Genomic DNA, 24,907 nt, shown 5'->3' with positions numbered 1-24,907 from the left:
ACCGTCCGTCGCGCGCGGTGCCGTTCGGGCAGCGCCCATTCCTACCGTGGGCCGCCACAGACCCTGGATGGCGGGAGCGGCGATGGACCTGTACACCGAGGCGGACACCGACCGGGACGAGTTCTGGGCGCGGCAGGCGCGGCGGCTGAGTTGGGCTTCGTCCTGGTCGAACGTGCTGGACTGGTCGGCGGCGCCGGTCGCGCGGTGGTTCGTCGGGGGCAGGCTCAACGTGGCCTACAACTGTGTGGACCGGCATGTCGAGGCCGGGTTGGGGTCGCGGGTCGCGATCCACTGGGAAGGCGAGTCCGGCGAGTCCCGCGCCATCACCTACGCCGAGTTGCAGCGGGAGGTGTCTCGGGCGGCCAACGGGCTGGCGTCGTTGGGGCTGGTGGCCGGGGACCGGGTGGCGATCCAACTGCCGATGATCCCGGAGGCGGTGGTCGCGATGCTGGCGTGTGCGCGGCTCGGGCTGGTGCACTCGGTGGTCTTCGGCGGGTTCTCCCCCGCGGCGCTGCGGTCGCGGATCGAGGACGCGGCGGCTCGGGTGCTGATCACGGCCGATGGGCAGTTCCGGCGGGGTGGGGCGGTGCCGATGAAGCCTGGGGCGGATGAGGCTGTCGCTGGTACTTCGGTCGAGCATGTGGTGGTGGTCCGGCGGACCGGGTCCTCTGTGGACTGGTCGGAGCGGGATCTGTGGTGGCACGACTTGGTCGACGCGCAGTCGGACACGCATGTCCCGGAGTCCTTTGACGCCGAGCATCCGCTGTTCATTCTTTACACCTCGGGGACGACGGGGCGGCCCAAGGGCATTCTGCACACCAGTGGCGGGTATCTGACTCAGGCCGCCTACACCCACAGTGTCGTTTTCGATCTGCGTCCTGAGAGCGACGTGTACTGGTGTACCGCGGACGTCGGGTGGGTGACGGGCCACTCCTACATCGTGTATGGGCCGTTGGCGAATGGCGCGACGCAGGTGATCTATGAGGGCACGCCGGACACGCCGCATCAGGGCAGGCATTTCGAGATCATCCAGAAGTACGGGGTGACGATCTACTACACGGCGCCGACGTTGATCCGCACGTTCATGAAGTGGGGCGCGGACATTCCCGCCGCGTACGACTTGTCGTCGCTGCGGGTGTTGGGCTCGGTGGGTGAGCCGATCAATCCGGAGGCGTGGCTCTGGTACAGCGAGCACATCGGCGCCGGGCGGTGTCCGATCGTGGACACGTGGTGGCAGACGGAGACCGGGGCGATGATGATCAGCCCCCTGCCCGGCGCGGAGACCAAGCCTGGGTCGGCGCAGCGGGCGTTGCCGGGGATCGGGGCGTCGATCGTGGACGACTCCGGCGTGCCGGTGGGTCCCGGTGAGACCGGGTATCTGGTGTTGGACAAGCCGTGGCCGTCGATGTTGAGGGGCATCTGGGGTGACCCGGAGCGATTCCGTGAGACGTATTGGTCCCGGTTCTCCGGGTTCTACTTCGCCGGGGATGGGGCGAAGTATGACTCCGATGGTGATATCTGGTTGCTGGGCCGGGTGGATGACGTGATGAATGTGTCCGGACATCGGATCTCGACTACTGAGGTCGAGTCGGCGCTGGTGTCGCATCCGAGTGTCGCTGAGGCGGCGGTGGTGGGGGCGGCGGATGAGACCACTGGGCAGGGCATTGTCGCGTTCGTGATCTTGCGTGGTGGCGCGGATGGGGCGGTTGAGGAGCTGCGCAACCATGTGGCGAAGGAGATCGGGCCCATCGCCAAGCCGCGGCAGGTGCTTGTCGTGCCGGAGCTGCCCAAGACCCGCTCGGGCAAGATCATGCGACGGCTGCTGCGCGATGTGGCGGAGAACCGGGCCGTCGGGGACACGACGACGTTGGCCGACTCGTCGGTGATGGAGTTGATCGCCAAGGGACTCGCTTAGGTGACCTGGGGTCGGGCGCGGGCGCGTTTGAGTTCGAAGAATCCGGGCGTGCCCGCCACCAGCAGCACCCCGTCCCACAGCTTTCCCGCCGCCTCGCCGCGTGGGGTGGGGCTGACCACGGGACCGAAGAAGGCGGTGGTCTCGCCGTCGTCGTCGGTTACGTGGATGGCAGGGGTGCCGAGGTCTTCCCCCACCGGGCCCAGCCCGGTGGCGTTGCCCGCGCGCATCGCGTCGTCCAGGTCTGTGTCCTTGGCGGCGTCGGCGAGGTCGGTGGGCAGGCCCGCTTCGGTGAGGGCGTCGAGGTAGAGGCCCTGGTCCAACGGTCGTCGTTCGAGGTGGATGCGGTTGCCGACGGCGGTGTAGAACGCCCTCAGGTCATCCGGGCCGTGGTTCTGCTCGACGGCCTTCGCGACCCGGGCGGGTTCCCATGCGCTGTCGAGCCACTCGCGGTACCAGTCCTCGACCTCGCGGTCTTCGTTCAGTGCGGCCAGGCTCAGGACGTGGAAGCGCACACCCACTTCGCGCACCTGTTCCACTTCGAGCAGCCACCGTGAGGCGATCCACGCCCACGGGCATTTCGGGTCGAACCACATGTCCACCGTGCTCACGCGGACCTCCTTCATCGCCCCGCACGTTATTGGCCGTGATCGGGTCGGCACAGTTCCAATACCGGGCCTTCCACAGCGGACCAATCGGGCGTGGCGGGCTTAGGCTCGATGGACGAGCCGAAGGAGGTAAGGCAGATGAGTGGGCGTGTCGTGCACTTCGAGGTCCCGTTCGGCGACGGCGGCCGGGCCAAGGCCTTCTACCAGGAGGTCTTCGGCTGGAAGATCCAAGAGATGCCGGAGATGGACTACACGATCGTGTCCACCGGGCCCAGCGGCGAGCAGGGGCCGACCGAGTCGGGGTACATCAACGGCGGCATGTTCGCCAGGGATGAGTCCCAGTGGGCCCCCACCCCGGTGCTCGTGATCGACGTCGACAGCATCGATGACGCGCTGGCCGAGGTCGGCAAGCACGGCGGCAAGACGGTGAATGAGAAGATCGCTGTCGGGGACATGGGGTTCGCGGCGTACTTCGCTGATCCTGAGGGCAATGTGATGGGTCTGTGGGAGACCGCGAAGTCCTAAATGTCCGGACAAAACGGTTCGGCGGCCGGGATGGCCGTCTCATAAAGTGGACCTGGCGGATCTCTCGGGCGAGCCCGGGAATCCCCAGTTCACACCGCATTTTCGGGCCTGCTGGGGTGGCGTAACTCCGTGGGTGTCCCGAACCTGGCGGGTTGCTGGTTCACTCCCTAGTCGTACCCACCACGACACCCCCGGAGTGATCCATGTCGAGCAGCGCGGCGGTCCCGTTCGCCGGGGCGCGGCGGCTTCGGTCGGACCGTGCGCGGCTTGTCGCGGACGCGGTTCGGCGGCAGATCCTGCGCGGGGACTATCAGGTGCTGCCTGACGAGCGGCTGCTGTGTGAGGAGTTCGGTGTCTCCCGCAACACCGTGCGCGAGGGGCTGGACCTGCTGCGGTGCGAGGCATCGTGGAGCGGCGGCAGGGGGTGGGCACGGTGGTGACCGCCCGCAAGTACGCCCACGGGCTCGACCGGCTGCTCGGGTTGGCCGAGACCCTCAACGAGCACGGCACGATCACCAACGAGGTCCGGTCGGCTGGTCGGGTGTCGCCGCCGAAGGTGGTGGCGCAGCGGCTGGAGGTGGACGGTGACGTCGTCTACATCGAGCGGCTGCGCAGGCTCAACGGGCTTCCACTTTCCCTGGATCTGACGTATCTGCCGATGGACGTCGGTGGGCCGCTGCTCGACGAGGACCTGGTCAACCGCGACATCTTCTGCCTGATCGAGGAGACCACCGGCCGCGGCCTGGGCACCGCGGAGCTGTCGCTGGAGGCGGTCAACGCCGACCCGCACACCGCCGCGGTGCTCGACGCGCCGCGGGGGGCCGCGCTGCTGCTGTTGGAGCGGCTCACCCATTTCGACGACGGCCGCCCGGTGGACCTGGAGTTCGTCCGGTTCCGCGGCGACCGGCTCACCATGTCCGCGCGGGTGTCGCGGTCATGATCCGACGCCTCGCGCTCTACTCGCGCGTCCATGTCGACCTGCGTCGGCAGGCCAGCTGCCTCTGTAGCGGCCACTGATCCACCCCATCCCCGCACCGGCGCCGCGCGCTCCGGTGTGGTTCCCGCACGCCCTCATGAGGAGACCGCCATGGCCCTGGCCGAGAACCGCGTCGACGTCCCGGTGGTGATCGACGAGTCGCTGTGCATCACCGGCTGCCGGTTGTGCGTCGACATGTGCCCGCTGGACTCGCTGGCGATCGACACCAAGACCGACAAGGCGTACATGCACGTCGACGAGTGCTGGTACTGCGGTCCGTGCGCCGCGCGCTGCCCCACGGGCGCGGTCACCGTCAACATGCCCTACCTGCTGCGATGAGGAAACCCTTGATGCGTAAGACACTTGCCCTGCTGCTGGCCGCCACCGCGCTGGCGGGCTGCTCGACCAGTGCCGCCGACAGCGACACCGTGAAGGTCGTCGTCGGCTACCAGTCAAAGACCATCAACACCGTCACCGCGGGCACGCTGCTGCGCGCGCAGGGGTACTTCGAGAAGCGGCTGGCCGAGTTGGGCAAGCGCACCGGCAAGAAGTACGCGGTGGAGTGGCAGGACTACGACACCGGCGCCCCGATCACCGCGCAGATGATCGCCGAGAAGATCGACATCGGGTCGATGGGCGACTACCCGCTGCTTATCAACGGCTCCCGCGCGCAGAAGCTGGGCGACAAGGGCACGAAGATCGTCTCGGTGACCGGCTACAACCTGCGCGGCGGACTCAACTCCGTTGTGGTGCCGACGAATTCCGCCGCGCGGACGCTGGCCGACATCAAGGGCAAGACGGTGTCCACGAGCGTCGGCTCGGCCGCGCACGGCCTGCTGGTGCAGGCGCTGCAGGCCGACGGCATCGACCCGAAGACCGGGGTGACGGTGGAGAACCAGCAGCCCGCGGTCGGCGCGTCGGCGCTGCAGGCGGGCAATGTGGCGGCGCTGTCGCAGTTCGTGGCGTGGCCGGGCGCGCTGGTGTTCGCCAAGCAGGCCAAGCTCCTCTACGACGGCGCCACCCTGAACAAGCCCACGCTGCACGGTGTCGTGGTGCGCAAGCCGTTCGCCGCGGCGCAGCCCGACGTGCTGGCCGAGTTCCTCGGCGCGCAGCTCGACGCGACGAAGTACCTGCACGAGAACCCGTTGGCGGCGGCGAAGTCGGTGGCCGAGGCGACCGGGCTCCCCGCCGAGGTCGTCTACCTCTACAACGGCCCCAACGGCGTATCCACCTTCGATGTCACGCTGAAGGAGCCGCTGCGGGCGGCGCTGCGCGAGGACGTGCCGTTCCTCAAGTCCATCGGCAACATCGACGAGCTCGACACGGTCAAGTTCATCGACGACGCACCCCTGCGCGCGGCCTACGGCGCCGACTACGACAAGGACGCCGCGTCGACGGTGAACCCGGCGAAGATCACCGGCACCGACCCCGCGTGCGGCATCGCGGTAGACAACCCGGCCACGGCCGGTGAGACGTGGGTCGACGGCGAGGACAAGACCCAGCCCGCCGCCAACCCGAGGTGCCTGCTCAAGTTCGTCAAGCAGCAGCAGGCCGCGGGCAAGAAGATCCGCGTGGCCTACGTCCCCGACGCGGTCACCGGCACCCGCTGGTACGCCGACCACGCGGTGTGGGTCAACGACCCGGCCGCCGGCCCCGTGCCGTTCGCCGCGCCCGCCACGGCCGACGCCTACGTGGCTAAGCACCCCGGCTCGGCCGTGGTGTCCTACGCCGACGCGCTGGCGGCGAGCTAGCCATGACGTCCCCGACGGTGCGCTGGGCGGTGCGGATCGCCTCCCTCGCCGCGGCGCTGCTCGCCTGGCAGCTGCTCACCGCCGCCGACGTGCGGCTGTGGGTGCGGTTCGACCAGCTGCCGACCGCGGTCGAGGTGGCCGAGCGGTTCTGGGCGGCGGCCGGGACCGGCGAGTACTACCAGGACCTGGGCAGCAGCCTCGGCCGGATCCTGGCCGGGTTCGCCCTGGCCGTGGTGCTCGGCGTGTCGTCGGGCGTCGCGATCGCCCGCTCGAACCTCGTCCACGACATCCTGCAGCCGGTGTTCGAGGTGGTGCGGCCGATCCCGGCGATCGCGCTGGTGCCCATCGCGATCCTGCTGTTCCCGACCAACGAGGAAGGGATCGTCTTCATCACCTTCGTCGCCTCGTTCTTCCCGATCATGGTCAGCACCCGCCACGCCGTGCGCGCGCTGCCGACCTCCTGGGAGGACGCCATCCGCACCATGGGCGGCGGGCGGCGGCGGGTGCTGGTCAACGTGGTGCTGCCCGGCGCCCTGCCCGGGGTGTTCAGCGGGCTGTCGGTGGGCATCGGGGTGGCGTGGATCTGCGTGATCTCCGCGGAGATGATCTCCGGCCAGTTCGGTGTCGGCTACCGGACCTGGCAGAGCTACACCGTTGTCGACTACCCCGGCGTGCTCGTCGGGATGATCACCATCGGCCTGCTCGGCTGGCTCACCTCGGCCTCGGTCGAGTTGGCGGGCCGCCGCGCGACGCGCTGGCTACCGAGGGAGAAGCGGTCATGATCGACCTGAGGGGTGTGCGGCTGGGCTACGGCCGCGCCTCGGTGCTGTCCGAACTGGACCTGGCGGTGCGGGAGGGTGAGATCCTGGTGGTGGTCGGCCCGTCGGGGTGCGGCAAGTCGACGCTGCTGCGCGCGTTGGCGGGGCTGCTGCCGACCAGCGGCGGGCAGATCCTGGTCGACGGGCGCCCGGTGCGCGGCACGTCGGCGGAGCGGGCGCTGGTGTTCCAGGACGACGGCCTGCTGCCGTGGCGGACCGTGCAGCGCAACGTCGAGCTGCCCCTGGCTATCCGGGGTGTGGTGAAGGCCGAGCGGCGGGCGCGGGCCGTGGAGTGGATCGAGAAGGTCGGCCTCGCGGGATATGAGCGGCGGCTGCCCCGGGAGCTGTCGGGCGGGATGCGGCAGCGGGTGCAGTTGGCCCGCACGCTGGCGGGCACCCCGCGGATCGTGCTGGCCGACGAGCCGTTCGGCGCGCTGGACGCGCAGACCCGGGCGTCGATGCAGCGGCTGCTGGTGAAGGTTTGGGAGGCGCATCCGACGACGGTGGTGTTCGTGACCCACGACGTGGACGAGGCGCTGTATGTGGGTGACCGGATCGCGGTGCTGGACCGGTCGGGCCGGGTGGCGCGGATCGTGGAGTCGCCGTTCCCGCGTGTCGCGGACGCGGACACGGGGTCGGTGAAGGCCGAGATCCTCTCGGCTCTCGGTGTGATGGCGGAGGCGGCGTGAGCGAGTCCCAGCCCGGGTTCGTGGCTCCCGCGGTGGACGAGCGGGTGGAGTTGGCGTGTGACGTGCTGGTGATCGGGGGCGGGACGGCGGGCACGATGGCCGCGATCACCGCCGCCGAGCACGGCGCGTCGGTCCTGCTGCTGGAGAAGGCGCACGTGCGCCACTCCGGGGCGCTGGCGATGGGCATGGACGGGGTCAACAACGCCGTCATCCCCGGCAAGGCGACCCCGGAGGACTACGTCGCGGAGATCACCAAGGCCAACGACGGCATCGTCGACCAGCGCACCGTGCACCAGACCGCGACGCGCGGGTTCGCGATGGTGCAGCGGCTGGAGCGCTATGGGGTGAAGTTCGAGAAGGACGACCACGGCGAGTACCACGTGCGCAAGGTGCACCGGTCGGGCAGCTATGTGCTGCCGATGCCGGAGGGCAAGGACGTCAAGAAGGTCCTGTACCGGGTGCTGCGGCGCAAGGAGATGCGGGAGAAGATCCAGATCGAGAACCGGGTCATGCCGGTGCGGGTGCTCACCGAGGGTGGGCGCGCGGTCGGCGCGGTCGGGTTCAACACCCGGACGGGCGAGTTCGTCACGGTCCGCGCGGGCGCGGTGATCCTGGCGACCGGCCCGTGTGGACGGTTGGGGCTGCCCGCGAGCGGCTATCTGTATGGCACGTATGAGAACCCGACGAACGCCGGGGACGGCTATTCGATGGCGTTCCACGCGGGCGCGGAGCTGTCGGGCATCGAGTGCTTCCAGATCAACCCGCTGATCAAGGACTACAACGGTCCGGCGTGCGCCTATGTGGCCAACCCGTTCGGCGGCTACCAGGTCAACTCCGAGGGCGACCGGTTCGTCGACTGCGACTACTGGTCGGGGCAGATGATGGCCGAGGTGGCGCGGGAGATCGGTTCGCCGCGCGGCCCGGTGTACCTGAAGCTGTCGCACCTGCCGGAGGAGACGATCTCGGCGCTGGAGAACATCCTGCACACCACGGAGCGGCCCACGCGCGGCACGTTCCACGAGGGCCGCGGCCACGACTACCGGACCCACGACGTGGAGATGCACATCTCCGAGATCGGCCTGTGCGGCGGGCATTCGGCGTCGGGGGTGTGGGTCGACGAGAACGCCGCCACCACCGTCCCCGGCCTCTACGCCGCCGGTGACCTGGCGTGTGTGCCGCACAACTACATGATCGGCGCGTTCGTCTTCGGCGACCTCGCGGGCGCGCACGCCTCGACGCACGCGGTGGCGCCGACGTCGCTGCCGGAGGAGCAGATCGCGGCGGCGCACGAGTTGATCTACCGGCCGCTGCGCAACCCGGACGGCCCGCCGCAGCCGCAGGTCGAGTACAAGCTGCGGCGTTTCGTCAACGACTACGTGGCCCCGCCGAAGGCGTCGACGAAGCTGGAGATCGCGGTCGAGACGTTCGGCCGGATGGCGGAGGAGATCGCCGGGATGGGGGCGCGGACCCCGCACGAGCTGATGCGGTGCGCGGAGGTGACGTTCATCCGGGACTGCGCGGAGATGGCGGCCCGGTCGTCCCTGGTGCGCACGGAGTCCCGCTGGGGCCTCTACCACGACCGTCTCGACCATCCCGGCCGCGACGACGCGGAGTGGATGTACCACCTGAACCTGCGCAAGTCGGCGGGCGGCGGGATGGAGTTCATCAAGCGACCGGTGGCGCCCTATGTGGTGCCGGTGGACGGGTTCACCGTGCCGTCGGACCGCTCGTCGCACTTCCTCGGTGAGTTGAACCTGGCTCCGGCGCGCACGCCGTCGTCGGTGCGCAGGCCCGGTGGGCGGGTGGTGGACTCGCCGAAGGTGCTGGAGGTGCTGGCGCTGGCCGACGAGGAGCCGACGCTGGCGGACCTGGCCCTGTATCTGTCCGATGTGGACGCCGACGTGCGGCGGGTGGCGATCGCGGTGTTGGGCGAGGCCGCGCCGGACGGTGTGGGATCGGCGCTGGTCGAGGCCCTGGGCGACGTGCACTACACGGTGCGGCAGGCGGCGGGGGCGGCGCTGGTGGAGCTGATCGAGGTCATCGCGCCGACCCCTGAGCTGGGTTCGGCGCTCGCTTCGGCCACCGCTTCGGCCGACGGCGAGGTGCGGGCGGTGGCGCTGACAGCGCTGCGTGTCCTGCGCCTTGGCGCCCGCGACACCTTCGCGGGCCTGTTGCGGGATCCGTCGGTGCCTGTCCGCATCGAGGCCATCCGCGGACTGGTCTCCCTCGACGCCGCCGACCTGATCGCCACCGCCGCCGCGGACTCCTCCCGCGAGGTCCGCGTCGCCGTGGCGGCGGGGCTGGCCCAGGTCGCTGACCCGGCCGCGGCGCCGACCTTGGCGGCCCTGGCGGCGGACCTCGACGCCTTGGTCCGCGCCGAGTCCTTCACCGCGGCCGCCGTGGTCGGCACCCCGTCGCCCCTGGCGGACTTGGCCGCGGCGGCGACCACCGATGCGGCCTGGCAGGTCCGCGTGGGCGCGGCCAGGGCGCTCGGCCCGGCGGGAGCGACCGAGCCGCTGGTCCTGGCGTTGGGCGACGGCAACGCCGACGTGCGCAAAGCCGCGGTGCAGTCGCTGGCTTCGTGGGTGGCGGATCCGGCGGTCGCGGCGGCACTGGAGGGCGCGTTGGCTGATGGGGACGCCGACGTTCGGGCCTACGCGCGGCGGGCGCTGTCCGACATCGAGGTGGCGGTGCGGTGACCTGATGGAGCCGGGCGGGCACACCGCGTAGGGTGTGGAAGATCGCCCCGAAGGAGGACACCGTGGCCCACCTGCGCCCTGAACTGCTCACCCATGTCGCCGAGCGGATCACCGCCGCGATGGGTGGTGAGCAGGTCGCGCAGGCGGTCACCCGCTTCCTGACGAACACGGCCGAGACCACGGTGTCCGAGCAGCCCGACGGCACCACGTACGTGATCACCGGCGACATCCCGGCGATGTGGCTGCGCGACTCGGCCGCGCAGCTGCGTCCGCTGCTGTACCTGGTGGAGGAGGCGCCGGAGCTGGTGAAGCTGCTGACGGGGCTGCTGCTGCGGCACTGGCGGTACATCACCGTCGACCCGTACGCCAACGCGTTCAACCTGGAGCCCAACGGCCGAGGCCACCACTCCGACGCGACCCGGATGCACCCGATGGTGTGGGAGCGCAAGTTCGAGATCGACTCGCTGACCTACGGCATCGACTTCGCCTACCTGCTGTGGAAGGCGACGGGCTCCACCGACTGGTGCGAGTCGACGTTCCGGACGGCGGCACGGCGGATCGTGGAGACGTTCACCGCCGAGCAGGACCACGAGAACCGCTCGCACTACCGGTTCCGCCGGGGCGGCTGGTTCGCGCGGGGCCGCAACACCCTGGCCCGGTTCGGCAAGGGCAGGCTGACGAAGCCGACGGGCATGGTGTGGAGCGGTTTCCGCCCTAGCGACGACGCGTGCGACGCCGGGTTCAACATCCCGGGCAACTTCTACGCCGCGCGCGCGATGCGCCAACTCGGTGAGATCGCCCGCGAACTGCTCGACGACGCCGAGTTGGCGGCGTCGGCGGACCGGTTGCACCGGGAGATCACCGCGGGCCTCGACGGGCATTCGGTGGTTCCCGGCCCGCACGGCAAGGCGGTGTTCGCCTACGAGGTCGACGGGTTCGGCAATTCGGTCCTGCTGGACGACGCGAACGTGCCGAGCCTGCTGTCGCTGCCGTATCTGGGGTGCGTGGACGCGCTGGACCCGGTGTATGTGGCGACGCGGGAGTTCCTGTTGAGCGCGGAGAACCCGTACTACTTCAACGGTTCGGCCGCGGCGGGGATCGGCAGCCCGCACACGCCGCAGAACTACGTGTGGCCGATCGCGCTGAGTGTGCAGGGGTTGACGGCGACGACGAAGCAGGAGCAGGAGGACATCCTGGCGCTGCTGCTGGCGACCACGGGCGGCACGGGGATGATGCACGAGAGCTTCGATGTGAACAACCCCGACAGGTTCACCCGCGAGTGGTTCTCGTGGGCCAACTCGATGTTCTGCGAGCTAGCCCTCGTCCACTGTGGATTCCGCATCGGCGGCGGCCAGAGTCCCGACTACCTGCCCTGAGTTCTCCGCGAAGGCTTTGACCGCGGCGAGGGTGTAGTCGATGGAGTGGACGTTGAACCCTGGCCGGTCGATCCGCCCGGTGACCTTGGGCCCGAGGAAGCGGCGGATGAACCAGCTGCCGACGCGGTACCAGTTCTCGGTGAGCACGCAGCCGGTGGCGGTCGGTTCGAGCACGTAGGACCAGCGGGACACGCGCACGCCGAAGGGGCTGCGCACGTCGAAGGTCAGCAGCCGCTCGGGGACGCACTCCACGACGGTGGCGTTGGTGTGCCATTCGCGATGCCCGTTGCGGTTGGTGCCTCGGAACCGGGCGCCGACGGCGGGACCGGTGCCGCCGACCCAGTGGCCGCCGACGTTCTCGGGGCTGAACCGGCCCATGTTGGGCAGGTCGGACACCAACGCCCACACGGCGTCGACTCCGACGGCGATGGCCTTGCTCCGCGAAATCGTTGGCTCCACGGGAAAACGGTGACACGGCGGCGCTGTGCGGGACAATGACCGCGGGCCAACACCGCACGGATGGAGCGGGTCAGGCGCGGCGCCGTCGGGCGACGATCACGCCGACGACGGCGAGCAGCGCGACACCGCCGAGCGCCCACGGCCACCACGGGGTGGACGTGCTCGCCGCGGCGGGCTGGGCGGCGGGCTGGGTCGTGGTCGGCGCGGCGGTAGTGGTGGTTGTGGTGGTCGGCGCTGTGGTGGTCGTGGTGGTCGTGGTGGTCGGGGCGGGGACAGCGGCGGCGCTGAGGGTGAAGGTGAAGCTCTCGTTGGACACGTAGCCGTCGTGGCTGCGCACGCTGTAGGCGACGTTGTAGACGCCCGGCACGGTCGCGGTGAACGGCACGGTCGCGGTCGTGTCCGCCAGTTCCGGTTTGCCCGAGGCGCCCGCGCCGTCCGGGGCGGTGATCGTCACCGTCGTCGTCGCCGCGTCGAGCGTCTCGGCGAAGGTCAGCGTGACCACGGCCGGGGCCGCGTCGAGGGTGGCGCCCTTGGCGGGCGTGCTGGACTTCAGCGAGTTGTGCGCGAACGCCGGGGTCGCGGTGGCCAGGACGAGGGCCAGGGCGATGAGCAGGGCGCGGGCGGTGCGGGTCATGGCGGGCAGCCTCTCGGGTCCGGCGGTCGAGCGTCAAGCCGCCGCGCTGACCTGTTGGTCGTCCCCGCGGGCGGCGTGGTTCCCGCTAGTCGAGGGTGGTGCCGTCCCACCGCCAGGTGGTCTGCCGGGGCCGTTCGCCCAGGGGTGCCCGGCCGCACGCCCACAGCAGGGTGGCCCACCGGTCGGTGTCGAGCGGGGCGTCGCGGAAGAGCCTGCGCAGCACCCGGTCGCACAGGTCGGCGGGCGGGTCGACGGCGAAGCCCAGGGTGCGGCCGAGGTCGTGCAGGTGCACGAGGGTCTCGACGACGCCCATGGCGGCGAACCCCTCGGGATCGGACACACCGAACACGTGGTGGGCGCGGGTGTCGGGCGGCGCGGTGCGTGCCATGGCCGTCAGCAGCGCACCGCAGCTCTCCACGACCTGCAGCAGTTCGTCGTGGCTCGCCTCGGGTGCGGCGAAGACGAGGTTCGCGGGGCCGCCGGGGCGGCGTTCGGTGAAGGCGAACCGCACCGCGGCGGTGGCGGGCCGCCGCCGCGGTCCGAGTTGGGCGGCGTAGAAGAACAGGTCGTCGGCGAGGTGTTCGAGGGTTTCGCGGCAGGTCCAGTCCAGCTCGCCCGCCGCGGTGTCCCAGTTCTCGCCGGTCACCGCGCCCAGAGCGTCGATCGCCAGCCGGACCGCGGTGTCGACGTCGTCCGCGGTGACGGGGCTGCGCATTCGGCAACCCTATCGGCGCCGGTCACAGCAGGCCGGTGCGCAACGCGTAGGCGACGGCGTGGGCGCGGTTGCGCAGCCGGAACCGCGCGGTGATGTCGTGGACGATGCCCGCGACGGTGCGCGTGGAGTAGGACAGTTCCCTGGCGATCTCCCCGGTCTCGTGTCCTTCGGCGACCAGGGCGAGCACGGCGCGTTCGCGGTCGCTGAGGCCAGGGCCGGTCCACTGGGCGCGGGCGGGCTCGACACCGCGGTAGGTCAGCAGGTCCGGCGGCAGGACACAGTCGCCGGAGGCCACGACGAGGACCGCGCGGGCGAGCCGGGCGGCGGTCGCGTCGCGCCTGCGCAGCAGACCACGCGCGCCCGCGCCGATCACGTGCCGGGCCGCGGCGGGCGCGAGGTCGGTGGCCACCAGCACCACCTCCGGCCGATGGTCCCCACCGCGGATCGACCGCACCAGGTCGAGCACGTCGGCCCCGACGACGTCGACGACCACCACGCTGACCTCGCCGACCCGCGCGACCTCCACGTCGGGGCAGCCGTGCAGCGCGGTGGTGACCCCGGCCTCCAGCAGCGGGTCCAGCGCGACGACGGCGACACGGATCGGCTCTCCCATCGTCCCAAGCGTGAGCGCCTCGGGCCGCGCGGCGCATCGGCGGCGACCCCCCACATTTCCGCCCACGCCCGCCGAACGCGACCGTGAATGTGGGTGGTGACCACGCATGATCTTCAGGGTGGGAATCTGGCAGGGTTGAGCTGTGAGTGCCGCCGATCCCGCTCCAGCGCTCCCGGACCCGACCTGGTGGGTTCCAGGACTGGCGACACCGGAACGACCGGCCACCGCGGTGCCGCGGTGGGCCGAGGTCACCGAGGCCGCCGTGTGCGCCGCCGAGCCGCTGCACGGCGCGGTCGACACGTCGTGGCGGGCCGCGTTCGGCCGGATCCTGCGCCCGTTCGTCACCCTCGCGTGCGGGCACCTGCCCGACGACACCCCCGACACCGTCCGCGCCGCCCTCGCCGCCACGCTCACCGACAAGCTCGTCGCCCAGTCGGCGCGCGCGCTGGTCAGCGAACTGCACCGGCACCGCGCCGAGGGCACCCTGGCAGGCACCGACGGCCGCGCCCGCTTCCAGGACTTCGTGCGCCGCCTCACCGAACCCAAACACCTCGGCGAACTCATGGCCGCCTACCCGGTCCTCGCGCGCCTGCTCGCCCAGACCGCCATCGCGACCTCCGACAGCGCGACCGAACTGCTGACCCGCTGGACCGCCGACCGCGACGACGTCGTCACCGAACTCCTCGACGGCGTCGACCCCGGCCCACTCACCGGCCTCACCCTCGGCCAAGGCGACGCGCACGGCGGCGGCCGCACCGTGGCGTTCCTCGACTTCGCCGGCGGCGCCCGCGTGGTCTACAAACCACGCGACTGCGCCACCCAACTGCGCTTCGCCGACTTCGTCACCGCACTCGACGCCGCCGCACCCGGCCTGGCACCCCGCGTCCCCCGGGTGCTGACCCGCGCGGGCTACGGCTGGTCGGAGTTCATCCCGGCCGCCCCACTGCCCGACGAGGACGCCGCCGACCGCTTCTACCGCAGGCAAGGCGCCCTGCTGGCGCTGCTGCACGCCGTGCGCGCCACCGACGTCCACCACCAGAACGTCATCGCCCACGGCGAACACCCCGTGCTCGTCGACACCGAGACCGTCTTCCACCCCGACCTGACCACCGGCACCGGCGACCCCGCCGCCGACGCGCTCGCCGCCTCCGTCTACCGCACCGCACTGCTGCCGATGATCGTCGTCGGCGAGGAAGGCGCCGCCGACCTCTCCGGCCTCGGCGGCGGACACGGCGGCCGCTCCCCCGCCAGCGTCGTCGACTGGATCGACACCGGCACCGACCGCATGCGCATGACCCGCCGCCCCCACGACCTCACCGGCGCGGGCAACCGACCAAGACTCCGCGGCGCCGACGTCGAACCCGCCGACCACGAGACAGCGATGCTCACCGGCTTCCGCCTCGCCTACGACGCCATCGCCGCCAACCGCGCCCAGTTCACCGCGCTCGCCGAGTCCTGCGCCGACCTCGAGATCCGCGTCATCACCCGCCCCACCTGGATCTACGCCACCCTCCTCGACGAAACCACCCACCCCGACGTCCTCCGCGACGCCGCCGACCGCGACAACGCCCTGTCCGTCCTGCGCGCCGACCGCGACCCCACGGTGGCCCGCCACGAACTGGCCGACCTGTGGGCAGGCGACATCCCCCTGTTCCGGAGCACCGTCGGCGGCACCACCCTGCGCACCGCCCACGGCGCCGAACTGCCCATCCCCCTGCCCCGCAGCAGCGTCGACACCGTCCGCACCACCATCGCCGGCCTCAGCGAAGTCGACCGCCGCGACCAGGAATGGATCATCTCGGCGACCCTGGCCACCCGCCGCGGCGCCCCCGCCCACCCCGTCGCCGACACCGCCCTCGGCACGGCCCCCGCCGCCCTGCACCCCGACGACCTCCTCGCCGCCGCCTGCGCCGTCGCCGACCAACTCGTCGCCCGCGGCGTCCCCGCCCGAGGCCGCGTCAACTGGCTGGGCCTGGAATCAGTGGACGACCGCCAATGGCTCGTCCTCCCCCTCGGCGCGAGCCTGGGCACCGGCCACCTCGGCGTCGCCCTGTTCCTCGCCCAGCTCACCGCCACCACCGGCATTACCCGCTACGCCGACCTGGCCCACCACGCCGTCGCCGAACTGCCCGCCCTCATCGACACACTCACCGAACGCCCCGACCTGGTCTCCGCCATCGGCTGCGGCGGGATGCACGGTCTCGGCGGCATCGCATACGGCCTGGCCCGCCTAGCCCTCCTGCTCAACGCCCCCGCGTTGCGCACCGCCGCCGCGAAGGCCGTCACGCTGGCGGCGATCGCGGCAGCCGAGTCGACGGATCCGGGCTGGTCGACGGGTTTGGCGGGCTGCCTGGCCGCACTGGACGCGGTGGCCACCGAACTCGGCAACCTCCCGACGGCCACACCACCCACCACCCGCGCCACCAGCAGCCTTACCGCCGGTCCCGCCGCCGGCCTCACCGCGGGCCCTGTCACCAGCCCCGCGACCACTCCGGCCACAGGCCCTCTCACCGGTCCCGCCGCCAGCCCCGCGACCGGTCCCGCCGCCGGCCTCACCGGTGGTCCTGCGGCTGGTCCCGCCACCGGGTCCGCCGCAACTCCGAGCCCCACCCCCGATCGTCCAACCACCCCCGCCACTCCCGCCCCCCTAGACCTGTCATCCGCCAGCCACATCGCCCCCGAAGCCGCGATCCGCGCCTGCGCCGACCGCCTCCTGCACCTGGCCACCGACGCCCCCGACCCCCTCACCGCGTGGGCACTGCACCACTTCGGCCCCGACGATCACCACCGCGCCGCAGGCACCCGCCTCGCCGCGACCGCCCTCGCCGAAACCCCAGACCCCGATCTCCCCGCAGGCTGGTGCCACGGCCTCGCAGGCCGCCTACTCGCCCGCACCGCACTCCCCGAGCCCATCCCCGACACCGAGATCGCCGACCTCGCCGCGGCCCCCGTGCGCCTGGACCTGTCCCTCTGCCACGGCGAACTCGGCATCACCGAGGTCCTCGCCGCCGTCGCCGACGGGCCGAACAGCCCCGCCGCCCGCGCCGTGCGTCGCCGGGGTGGACTCGCGCTCGACACGCTCCGCCGCCACGGCCCCCGCTGCGGCGTACCCGGCGGCGTCCCCACCCCGGGACTGCTCACCGGCCTGGCCGGCATCGGCTACGCGATGCTGCGCCTGGCCGCCCCGGCCCAAGTCCCGTCCGCGCTGCTGCTGCGTCCCACCCCATGACGGTCGCCACCCATGACCGAGTTCAAAGAAGGAAAAGGAGACACACCGTGTCCAACGAGCACCCCACCAACGAGCCGGTCGGCAGACTCCGGCTGTTCCCCTCGGTCACGTTCGGCCTGCGTGCCGCCGCGCTGACCAGCGTCGCCCTGCCGATCGGGCTGATGGCGGCCAGTCTCGTCGCCGGATCACCCGCCGCGGGCGCGGAAGACGCCACGATCATGGGCACCACGTGCTGCCCTCCGACCTCGCTGTGATCGGCGGGAGGGCCGGTCATTCCACGCGTTCGGTGGTTGGTCGGCCCTCCTCCGGTAAGTAGCATCCGCCATCGTGCGACACCGTTCGATAGTCCTGGTGGGTCGCGACCATGAGGTGAGGTCGGTGGAGCGCGCGCTCGCGGCGGCCCGCGCGGGCCAAGGCGGGACGATCTTCCTCGTCGGTGAGAGCGGCATCGGCAAGTCCCGGATCGCCGCGGCCGCCATCGAGTCGGCCTTCGCCGCCGGGATGGGCCTGATGCGCGGCCGAGCCAGCGCCATCGGCCCGATGTCGCCGTTCCGGCCACTGGCCGAAGCGATCCTGTTCCTGCTGCGCGCCGACCCCGTCACCCCCGCCGACCTCGGCCCCTACGGCCCGATCCTGGGCAGGCTCGTGCCCGGCTGGGGCGACCCGCCCGCGGGCGGCGACTCCCTCGTCGTGCTCGCCGAGGCCGTGCTGCGCCTGACCGGCCACGTCGGCCGCGACCGCGGCTGCCTGCTCACCCTCGACGACCTCCACGACGCCGACCCGGAGACCCTCGCCGTCCTCGAATACCTCGTCGACAACGTCGACCTGCAACCCACACTGCTACTCGGCGCCATCCGCGACCAGGACAGCGCCGCACTCACCATGGCGCGCGCCGCGGCCCAACGCGGCCGCTGCACCCTGATCGACCTCGCCCGCCTCACCGAGCACGACCTGCGTCAACTCGTCGCGATGAGCCTGGAGATCGACACCGCACACGTGCCCGCCGCCGCGGTCGACCTGCTGCTGGCGGGCAGCGCGGGCATCCCGTTCCTCGCCGAGGAACTCGTCACCACCATGATCGACGACGCCGTCCTCGTCGCCGACGGCGACACCTGGACCGTCGCCCACGACTCCCATGCCGCGCTCACCGCGGCCCTGTCCCGCCCGCTGGCCCGCCGCGTCGCCCAACTCGGCCCCCGCATCCAGCGCCTGCTGTCCGTCGCCGCCGTCTTCGGTCCCCGCTTCCCCCTGGGCATCGTCCGGCACGTCACCGACATGACCGACCGCGACCTGCTCAGCCTCCTGCAGGACGACGGCGCCGCCCAACTCGTCGCCCCCGACGAACACACCGCCGACTGGTACGCCTTCCACCACCAGCTCGGCCGCGAAGCAGTCCTCGCCCAACTCGACCCGACCGACCGCGCCGCCCTCGCCGCGGCCGTCGCCGACGCCGTCGAAGCGGTCAACCCCGGCCTCCCCGGCGAATGGTGCGAGATCACCGCCGCGCTGCGCCTCGACGCGGGCGACCACGACGCCGCGGGCCGCCTCTTCGCCGAGGTCGGCCGCCGCGCCCTCGCGCTGGGCGCGGCCACCTCCGCGGTCGCCCTGCTCGACAAGGCCTGGTCCCTGCTCACCCACTCCGACGCCGCCACCCGCGCCACCACCCTCGAACAACTGGTCCTCGCCCTCGCCGAAGCCGGACTCGTCGAACGCGCCCTCGCCTCCGTCGAAGTCCTCGACCAGGTCGGCGGCCTCACCGCCCGCCGCCGCGCCGACCTGCACACCCGCCTCGCCTGGGCAGCGACCGTCGCGGGCAACACCGCCGCCGGACTGGTCCAGGTCGAAGCCGCCCGCGCCCTACTCGGCGACGACTCCTCCGCCGAGGACGTCGCCCCCATCGACGTCGTCGCCGCCCACCTCGCACTCGACGTGCCCGGCCCCGACCAACTCGACACCGCCGAACGCCTCGCCCGCCAAGCCGCCACCGTCGCCGAGGCAGTGCCGCTGCCCGAGGTCGCCTGCCAGGCCTGGCAGCTGCTCGGCGCCATCGCCCGCCACCGCGACCCCACCGAAGCCACCGCCTGCCTGGAACGCGCCAGATCCCTGGCGGTCCGCCACAACCTGCCCATCTGGGAAATCCACGCCCTCATCCGCCTCGGCAACGACGACGCCCTCCGCCACGGCGGCCTCCACCGCCTCGAACGCGCCCGAGACCAGGCCACCCGCGCGGGCGCCGTCACCGCCCGCTACCAAGCCGAAGCCAGCATCGCCCTACACACCATCCTCCGCGGCGACCACGACGCCGCCGACGCCACGATCAAGAGCGTCCTCGCCGCCACGACCCGCCTGAAACTCCTGGAGACCACCCAGTACGCCCTATTGCTGGCCGCGGTCCTCGCCGCCCACCGCGGCAACCGCCGCGACATGGACACCGCCCTCACCGAGTTCCGCCACTGGCAAGGCGACCCAGCCCTGCACGCTCCCCGCGTCCACGGCCTCGCGGGCACCTTCTGCGCGCTACTCGAGGAAGACCGCCCCCGCGCGACCGCCGACCTGGCCCGCGCCGTCGCCAGCGAGGACACCGGCGGCAGCGTCTTCCCCCTGTCCGGCCGCTACGGCCTGCACCTCCTACTCCAAGTCCTCGCGGGCGAAGCCGACTGGACCGACTACCTGGAAGTCACCGCGAACCCCGCGTGCGCCCTGCGCTGGGACCGCCAGTTCACCCTCTTCGCACAGGCGGTACTACTCGGCCGCGCGGGCAAACTCACCGAAGCCACCGCCGCCGCCGACGACGCCATCCGCGCAGGCGCCCCCTACGCGATGAGCCGCCACCTCGCCCTACGCCTCGTCGCCGAACCCGCCATCGACGCAGGCTGGGGCGACGCCATCGGCTGGCTCAGAACAGCGGAAGACCACTTCCACCGCACCGACGTCCCCGCCGTAGCAGGCGCCTGCCGCGCCCTCCTCCGCCGCGCGGGCGCCAAGGTCTCCCAACGCCGCGAAGGCGCCGACGGCATCCCCACCGAACTCCGCTCGGCAGGCATCACGGTCCGCGAGTTCGAAGTCCTGACCCTGCTGGTCGGCCGCTTGGGCAACCGAGAAATCGGCGACCGCCTGCACCTTTCCCCCCGCACCGTGGAACGCCACGTCTCCAGCCTGATCACCAAAACAGGCCTGCGCAACCGCATCGCCCTGGGCGAACTCGCCGCCGAAATCGCAGGCACCGACTAGCTCGTCGCCACCGGGCCCGCGCCCACCTCGGCCAGTCCGCCGCACCCAGAGCCCCGTTCCCGCCCGACTAGACAGGCAACCATTTGGTTGCCTATTCTGGGCGCAATGGACGCGGTGTTCCGAGCCTTGGCTGACCCTCACCGCAGGCGCCTGCTCGACAAGCTCAACGAGCGCAACGGGCAGACCCTGCGGGAACTGTGCGACGGCTTGGACATGACCAGGCAGGCCGTGACCAAACACCTCGAGGTCCTGGCCGCGGCGAATCTCGTGAACGCCGTCAAACATGGCCGCGAGAAGTGGCACTACCTCAACCCCGTGCCCATCCACGAGGTCGCCGACCGCTGGATCGGGCAGTACGAACGCGCCCGGATGACCGCGCTGTCGCACCTGAAGACCGTTCTGGAAGGACCCCACATGAGCAAGCCCGCATTCGTCTACGTCACCTACATCCAGACCACCGCCGACAAGCTGTACCGAGCGCTCACCGACCCAGAGTTCATCAAGATCTACATGGGCGGAACGGGACCCGAGTCAGACTGGAAAGTCGGCTCACCGGTCAGGTGGAAGTCCGACCCGGCGGGCGAGTTCGAGGACCTGGACCAGAAGGTCCTCGAAGCGATCCCCGGCAAACGCCTCTCCTACACCTGGCACACGCTGCAGCCCATGCACCGTGACCTGTTCGCCACCGATGAGGAGTTCGCCGAGGCGCTCAAGGAGAAGTCGAAGGTCACCTTCGACATCGAGCCCGCCGCGATCCCGGTGATGGGCATGAAGCTGACCATCACCCACGACGGCTTCGACAGCCCCGACAGCAAGATGCTCGAGGGCGTCCACGAGGGCTGGACGATGATCCTCTCGGCGCTGAAGACGTTGCTGGAAGGCGGAAAACTCGTCGCTGACCAGGAGGACTGACCCCGGAGACGGCCATGGCGCCCCCGACACAGGGGCGCCGTCGTGGACACCAGGAGACATCGGTCGGCTGACGCGGACACGAAGCTCTAAGATCGGCGCATCATGGCCGACTACGCACTGCTGATCCTGCCCTCGACGAACCGCGTCTACGCCGAGGCCTCCGTCGACCTGACCCTGGCCGAGCTCCAGGTGTTCAACCAGTCCGTCTTGGACGGTCGACTCGACAACGCGACCCGCACCGAACTCGGCGGCGTCCCCTACGTCACCTTCACCGCGGACACCCTCAGCGACACCGACCTCGCCTACCTGGCGAACCTGTCCGCGCTGTACGCGCTGTTCCGGATCGACGGCAAACTCCTCGAACCGATCCACCTGCACCGGCTCGACGCGTTCGACGACGACCTCATCACCATCCAGAAATACCAAGGCAAGACCAACGAGCTGTTCACCAAACTCCTGCTCAACGTCACCCTGATGTCCTCGGCCCGCGCCCGCGACATGCTCGACCACCGCCTGCACGTCCTCGACCCCATGTGCGGCCGCGGCACCACCCTCAACCAGGTGATCATGTACGGCTGGGACGCGGCCGGCGTGGACATCGACCAGAAGGACTTCGAGGCCTACGCCACGTTCATCCAGACCTGGCTCAAACGCAAACGCGTCAAACACCAAGCCGAGGTCACCCGCGTCCGCCGCGACAAGCAGCTCGTCGGACGCAAACTCGACGTCTCCATCGGTCTGACGAAGGAAAGCTACAAGGCAGGCGACGCGCTCACCCTCACCTACGTCAACGCCGACACCGTCAAGACCCGCGACTTCCACCGCGCGGGCAGCGTCGACCTCATCGTCACCGACGCCCCCTACGGCGTCCAACACGGCAGCCGCGCAGGCCAAGGCCTGCAGCGCAGCCCCCTCGAACTGCTCCGCGAAGCCGCCCCCGTCTGGGCCGACGTCCTACGCCCCGGCGGCGCCATCGGCATCGCCTGGAACACCAACGTCGCCAGCCGCGCCGACGCGCTCGACGTGCTCGCCCAGTCCGGCCTGGACCCCATCGACGAGGGCCCCTACCGGTCGTTCGGACACCGCGTCGACCAGGCCATCGTCCGCGACATCGTGATCGCCCGCAGGCCATGACCACGCTGACGGTCGGCGTCGACCACCGCGACCTCAGCGCCGTGGTCCTCACCGTCGCCGCCGACCTCGGCACCCGCCTGACCGCCGACCTGCACATCGTGCACGCCGTCGACCTGCGCGACTACCCCGTCGACCCCGACGCCGACAACTGGGAAAGCCACGCCGACACAGCCCTGAGCACCCTCCGCGACACCGTCCAAGCCGCCCTCGCGGACTTCGCCGGACGATGGGCGTTCGACGTCAAGATCGGCGAACCAGCACCCGTCCTGCGCCAAGCCGCCGACGAAGACGACGCCACCATGATCATCGTCGGCCACCACCGCCACTGGAACCCCAGCCGCGTCACCCGGGGCTCAGTCGGCACAGCACTGACCCGGACGACCAACCGGCCGGTGCTCCTCGTACCCGAGCCGTCAGGCAAGCCCGCGGAACGCCCGTAGCCGCAAGCTGTTCGTCACGACGAACACCGAGCTGCACGCCATCGCCGCACCCGCCAGCATCGGATTCAGCAACCCGGCCGCCGCCAACGGCACAGCCGCCACGTTGTACGCGAACGCCCAGAACAAGTTGCCCTTGATCGTCCGCAGCGTGCGCCGCGACAACCGGATAGCGTCCGCCGCCGACCGCAGGTCCCCGCGCACCAACGTCACATCGCTCGCCTCGATCGCGACATCAGTACCCGTGCCCATCGCCAGCCCAAGGTCGGCCGTGGCCAACGCGGCAGCGTCGTTGACACCGTCGCCCACCATCGCCACGACTTTGCCCTCGCGCTGCAGCCTGGCCACTACTTCGACCTTCTGCTCCGGCAGCACCTCCGCGACAACCTCGGTGATCCCCACCTCGGCCGCCACCGACCGCGCCACCGCCTCGTTGTCGCCCGTCAGCAACACCGGCGTCAACCCCAGCGACCGCAGCCACATGACCGCCTCAGCCGACGTCGGCTTCACCGTGTCCGCCACCGCGAGCACCGCCCGCGCCCGCCCGTCCCAGCCGACCGTCACCGCCGTGTGGCCACGCCGTTCCGCATCGGCCTTCGCGTAGAACAGATCCGGCGGCAACACCAGATTTCCCTGATCCAGCAACGAAGTCCGACCGACCACTACCGCCCGCCCGTCCACTGTACCCCGAACGCCGACGCCGTCGACAGTCGAAAACCCAGTCACCGCAGGAAGTTCGCCCACAGCCGAACGCGCCCCGCGCACAATAGCCTGAGCGATCGGATGCTCCGACGCATCCTCCACCGCCCCGGCCAACCGCAGCACCTCGGCCGCGTCCTCACCATCCGCGACCCGAACGTCCACAAGCGACATCTGCCCGGTCGTCACCGTGCCGGTCTTGTCCAACACCACCGTGTCCACCAACCGGGTGGACTCCAGCACCTCAGGCCCCTTGATCATGATGCCCAGCTGGGCGCCACGCCCGGTGCCGACCAGCAGCGCAGTCGGCGTCGCCAACCCCAACGCGCACGGACACGCGATGATCAGCACCGCCACCGCGGCCGTGAACGCCGTCGGCGCCGCCGCATCCGCACCCAGCCAGAACGCCAGGGTCCCGACCGCCAACGCGATCACCACCGGTACGAACACCGCGGACACCCGGTCCGCCAGCCGCTGCACGTCGGCCTTGCCCGTCTGCGCCTGCTCGACCAGCCGAGCCATCCGCGCGAGCTGTGTGTGTGCGCCCACCCGCGTCGCGGTGACAGTCAGCCTGCCGCCGACGTTGACCGTGCCTCCGACGACGTTGTCCCCCGCCGTCACCTCGACCGGCACCGACTCCCCGGTCACCATGCTCAGATCGACCGCGGACGAGCCCTCGTCGACCACACCGTCGGTGGCGACCTTCTCCCCCGGCCGCACCACGAACCGCTCACCCACCGCGAGCTGCCCGATCGGCACCCGCACCTCGACACCGTCGCGTAGCACCGCGACGTCCTTGGCCCCGAGGTCGAGCAGCGCCCGCAGCGCCGCACCAGCGCGCCGCTTGGCCCGCGACTCGAAGTACCTGCCTGCGAGGATGAACGCGGTGACCCCGGCCGCGACCTCGAAATAGATGGCGCCCGACCCGTCCGCCCGGCTCACGGTGAACTCGAACGGGTGAGTCATCCCCGGCGTGCCCGCCGACCCGAGGAACAACGCGTAGAGCGACCACACGAACGCGGCCAGCGTGCCCATCGACACCAACGTGTCCATGGTCGCCGCACCGTGCCGCAAGTTCAGCCAGGCCGCCCGGTGGAACGGCCACGCGCCCCAAGCCACGACCGGCGTCGCCAACGCCAGCGAAACCCACTGCCAGTAGGTGAACTGCAGGACCGGAACCATCGCCATCGCCACCACTGGGACAGCGAGCAACACCGACACAAGCAACCGCACGCGCAGCCCGTCATGCTCAGCGGCGTCCTCATCGGCGACAGGCACCGTCGCGGTGTACCCGGCGGCCTCGACCTGGGCGATCAGCGTCGCCGGGTCAACACCGTCGGCATAGACGACGGAAGCCTTCTCGGTCGCGTAGTTGACCGTGGCCGTCACGCCGTCGAGCTTGTTGAGCTTGCGCTCGACCCGGTTCGCGCAGGAAGCGCAGGTCATGCCGCCGATGACGAGCTCGATCTCGGCGGTCGGGGTCAGATTCG

Annotated in this window: 23 protein-coding genes; 17 read left to right on the top strand and 6 right to left on the bottom strand. The window is 71.0% G+C overall.

What is annotated here, in order from left to right; genetic code table 11:
* Positions 1 to 82: 82 nt before the first annotated feature.
* Positions 83 to 1,915, top strand: coding sequence for an acetate--CoA ligase (gene acs, locus ACSHT8_RS04060; protein ID WP_436497794.1), 1,833 nt, complete (start codon positions 83 to 85; stop codon positions 1,913 to 1,915).
* On the opposite strand, the gene ACSHT8_RS04055 is transcribed toward acs, so the two are convergent.
* Positions 1,912 to 2,523 carry a mycothiol-dependent nitroreductase Rv2466c family protein gene (locus tag ACSHT8_RS04055; RefSeq protein ID WP_436497791.1) on the bottom strand — a complete coding sequence of 204 codons (612 nt, stop codon included), beginning with the start codon at positions 2,521 to 2,523 and terminating at the stop codon, positions 1,912 to 1,914. The genes acs and ACSHT8_RS04055 overlap by 4 nt on opposite strands.
* Positions 2,524 to 2,658: 135 nt before the next feature.
* On the opposite strand from ACSHT8_RS04055, the gene ACSHT8_RS04050 reads away from it, so the two are divergent.
* The 10 genes from ACSHT8_RS04050 to ACSHT8_RS04005 all read left to right on the top strand — a co-directional run bounded on the left by ACSHT8_RS04050 (position 2,659) and on the right by ACSHT8_RS04005 (position 11,354).
* Positions 2,659 to 3,045, top strand: coding sequence for a VOC family protein (locus ACSHT8_RS04050; protein ID WP_436497789.1), 387 nt, complete (start codon positions 2,659 to 2,661; stop codon positions 3,043 to 3,045).
* Positions 3,046 to 3,248: 203 nt separating this feature from the next.
* A complete protein-coding gene (locus tag ACSHT8_RS04045; protein ID WP_436497787.1) occupies positions 3,249 to 3,485 on the top strand; it encodes a GntR family transcriptional regulator in 237 nt (78 codons plus the stop codon).
* Positions 3,452 to 3,985 (top strand): GntR family transcriptional regulator, encoded by a 534-nt coding sequence (locus ACSHT8_RS04040; protein WP_436497785.1) that lies wholly within the window; start codon positions 3,452 to 3,454, stop codon positions 3,983 to 3,985. The genes ACSHT8_RS04045 and ACSHT8_RS04040 overlap by 34 nt, the downstream gene beginning before the upstream one ends.
* Positions 3,982 to 4,062: a putative leader peptide gene (locus ACSHT8_RS04035; RefSeq protein WP_436501990.1), complete on the top strand. Its 81-nt coding sequence runs from the start codon at positions 3,982 to 3,984 to the stop codon at positions 4,060 to 4,062. Before ACSHT8_RS04040 ends, ACSHT8_RS04035 begins: the two co-directional genes overlap by 4 nt.
* A gap of 70 nt (positions 4,063 to 4,132) precedes the next feature.
* Positions 4,133 to 4,360 carry a 4Fe-4S dicluster domain-containing protein gene (locus ACSHT8_RS04030; RefSeq protein ID WP_436497784.1) on the top strand — a complete coding sequence of 76 codons (228 nt, stop codon included), beginning with the start codon at positions 4,133 to 4,135 and terminating at the stop codon, positions 4,358 to 4,360.
* An 11-nt stretch (positions 4,361 to 4,371) separates the two neighbouring features.
* Positions 4,372 to 5,772, top strand: a complete 1,401-nt coding sequence (locus ACSHT8_RS04025) for an ABC transporter substrate-binding protein (protein ID WP_436497782.1) — start codon at positions 4,372 to 4,374, stop codon at positions 5,770 to 5,772.
* Positions 5,773 to 5,774: 2 nt separating this feature from the next.
* The gene (locus ACSHT8_RS04020) at positions 5,775 to 6,554 is read left to right on the top strand and encodes an ABC transporter permease (RefSeq protein ID WP_436497780.1); all 780 of its coding nucleotides are present in this window, start codon (positions 5,775 to 5,777) and stop codon (positions 6,552 to 6,554) included.
* The gene (locus tag ACSHT8_RS04015) at positions 6,551 to 7,279 is read left to right on the top strand and encodes an ABC transporter ATP-binding protein (protein ID WP_436497778.1); all 729 of its coding nucleotides are present in this window, start codon (positions 6,551 to 6,553) and stop codon (positions 7,277 to 7,279) included. Before ACSHT8_RS04020 ends, ACSHT8_RS04015 begins: the two co-directional genes overlap by 4 nt.
* Positions 7,276 to 9,978, top strand: a complete 2,703-nt coding sequence (locus ACSHT8_RS04010; protein WP_436497776.1) for a fumarate reductase/succinate dehydrogenase flavoprotein subunit — start codon at positions 7,276 to 7,278, stop codon at positions 9,976 to 9,978. The genes ACSHT8_RS04015 and ACSHT8_RS04010 overlap by 4 nt, the downstream gene beginning before the upstream one ends.
* A gap of 62 nt (positions 9,979 to 10,040) precedes the next feature.
* Positions 10,041 to 11,354, top strand: coding sequence for a glycoside hydrolase family 125 protein (locus ACSHT8_RS04005; RefSeq protein WP_436497774.1), 1,314 nt, complete (start codon positions 10,041 to 10,043; stop codon positions 11,352 to 11,354).
* Here the strand turns inward: ACSHT8_RS04005 and ACSHT8_RS04000 are convergent.
* From ACSHT8_RS04000 to ACSHT8_RS03985, 4 genes are all read right to left on the bottom strand, one after another.
* Positions 11,292 to 11,813, bottom strand: coding sequence for an SRPBCC family protein (locus ACSHT8_RS04000; protein WP_436497772.1), 522 nt, complete (start codon positions 11,811 to 11,813; stop codon positions 11,292 to 11,294). The genes ACSHT8_RS04005 and ACSHT8_RS04000 overlap by 63 nt on opposite strands.
* Positions 11,814 to 11,883: 70 nt before the next feature.
* Positions 11,884 to 12,447 (bottom strand): copper resistance CopC family protein, encoded by a 564-nt coding sequence (locus tag ACSHT8_RS03995; protein ID WP_436497770.1) that lies wholly within the window; start codon positions 12,445 to 12,447, stop codon positions 11,884 to 11,886.
* A gap of 85 nt (positions 12,448 to 12,532) precedes the next feature.
* The gene (locus ACSHT8_RS03990; protein WP_436497769.1) at positions 12,533 to 13,162 is read right to left on the bottom strand and encodes a maleylpyruvate isomerase N-terminal domain-containing protein; all 630 of its coding nucleotides are present in this window, start codon (positions 13,160 to 13,162) and stop codon (positions 12,533 to 12,535) included.
* A gap of 22 nt (positions 13,163 to 13,184) precedes the next feature.
* Positions 13,185 to 13,775, bottom strand: coding sequence for a LuxR C-terminal-related transcriptional regulator (locus ACSHT8_RS03985; RefSeq protein WP_436497767.1), 591 nt, complete (start codon positions 13,773 to 13,775; stop codon positions 13,185 to 13,187).
* Between the two features lie 142 nt (positions 13,776 to 13,917).
* On the opposite strand from ACSHT8_RS03985, the gene ACSHT8_RS03980 reads away from it, so the two are divergent.
* The 6 genes from ACSHT8_RS03980 (at position 13,918) to ACSHT8_RS03955 (ending at position 22,721) form a co-directional block, all read left to right on the top strand.
* The gene (locus ACSHT8_RS03980; protein WP_436497765.1) at positions 13,918 to 17,004 is read left to right on the top strand and encodes a type 2 lanthipeptide synthetase LanM family protein; all 3,087 of its coding nucleotides are present in this window, start codon (positions 13,918 to 13,920) and stop codon (positions 17,002 to 17,004) included.
* A gap of 47 nt (positions 17,005 to 17,051) precedes the next feature.
* Entirely contained in the window at positions 17,052 to 17,258 is a 207-nt protein-coding gene (locus tag ACSHT8_RS03975; RefSeq protein ID WP_436497763.1) for a hypothetical protein, read from the top strand.
* Positions 17,259 to 17,331: 73 nt separating this feature from the next.
* Complete coding sequence (locus ACSHT8_RS03970) at positions 17,332 to 20,235, top strand: ATP-binding protein (RefSeq protein ID WP_436497761.1); 2,904 nt, start codon at positions 17,332 to 17,334, stop codon at positions 20,233 to 20,235.
* A 105-nt stretch (positions 20,236 to 20,340) separates the two neighbouring features.
* Positions 20,341 to 21,147 carry an ArsR/SmtB family transcription factor gene (locus tag ACSHT8_RS03965; RefSeq protein WP_436497759.1) on the top strand — a complete coding sequence of 269 codons (807 nt, stop codon included), beginning with the start codon at positions 20,341 to 20,343 and terminating at the stop codon, positions 21,145 to 21,147.
* Between the two features lie 102 nt (positions 21,148 to 21,249).
* Positions 21,250 to 22,281, top strand: a complete 1,032-nt coding sequence (locus ACSHT8_RS03960) for a TRM11 family SAM-dependent methyltransferase (protein WP_436497757.1) — start codon at positions 21,250 to 21,252, stop codon at positions 22,279 to 22,281.
* Positions 22,278 to 22,721 carry a universal stress protein gene (locus tag ACSHT8_RS03955; RefSeq protein WP_436497755.1) on the top strand — a complete coding sequence of 148 codons (444 nt, stop codon included), beginning with the start codon at positions 22,278 to 22,280 and terminating at the stop codon, positions 22,719 to 22,721. The genes ACSHT8_RS03960 and ACSHT8_RS03955 overlap by 4 nt, the downstream gene beginning before the upstream one ends.
* Here the strand turns inward: ACSHT8_RS03955 and ACSHT8_RS03950 are convergent.
* Positions 22,695 to 24,863, bottom strand: coding sequence for a heavy metal translocating P-type ATPase (locus ACSHT8_RS03950; protein ID WP_436501989.1), 2,169 nt, complete (start codon positions 24,861 to 24,863; stop codon positions 22,695 to 22,697). The genes ACSHT8_RS03955 and ACSHT8_RS03950 overlap by 27 nt on opposite strands.
* Positions 24,864 to 24,907: the final 44 nt, after the last annotated feature.

The organism is Actinokineospora sp. HUAS TT18 (assembly GCF_051364635.1).
In the GTDB taxonomy this organism is placed as follows: Bacteria; Actinomycetota; Actinomycetes; order Mycobacteriales; family Pseudonocardiaceae; genus Actinokineospora.
The sequence above is the reverse complement of the archived record's forward strand: the minus strand, read 5'-3'. Positions and strand labels throughout refer to the sequence as shown.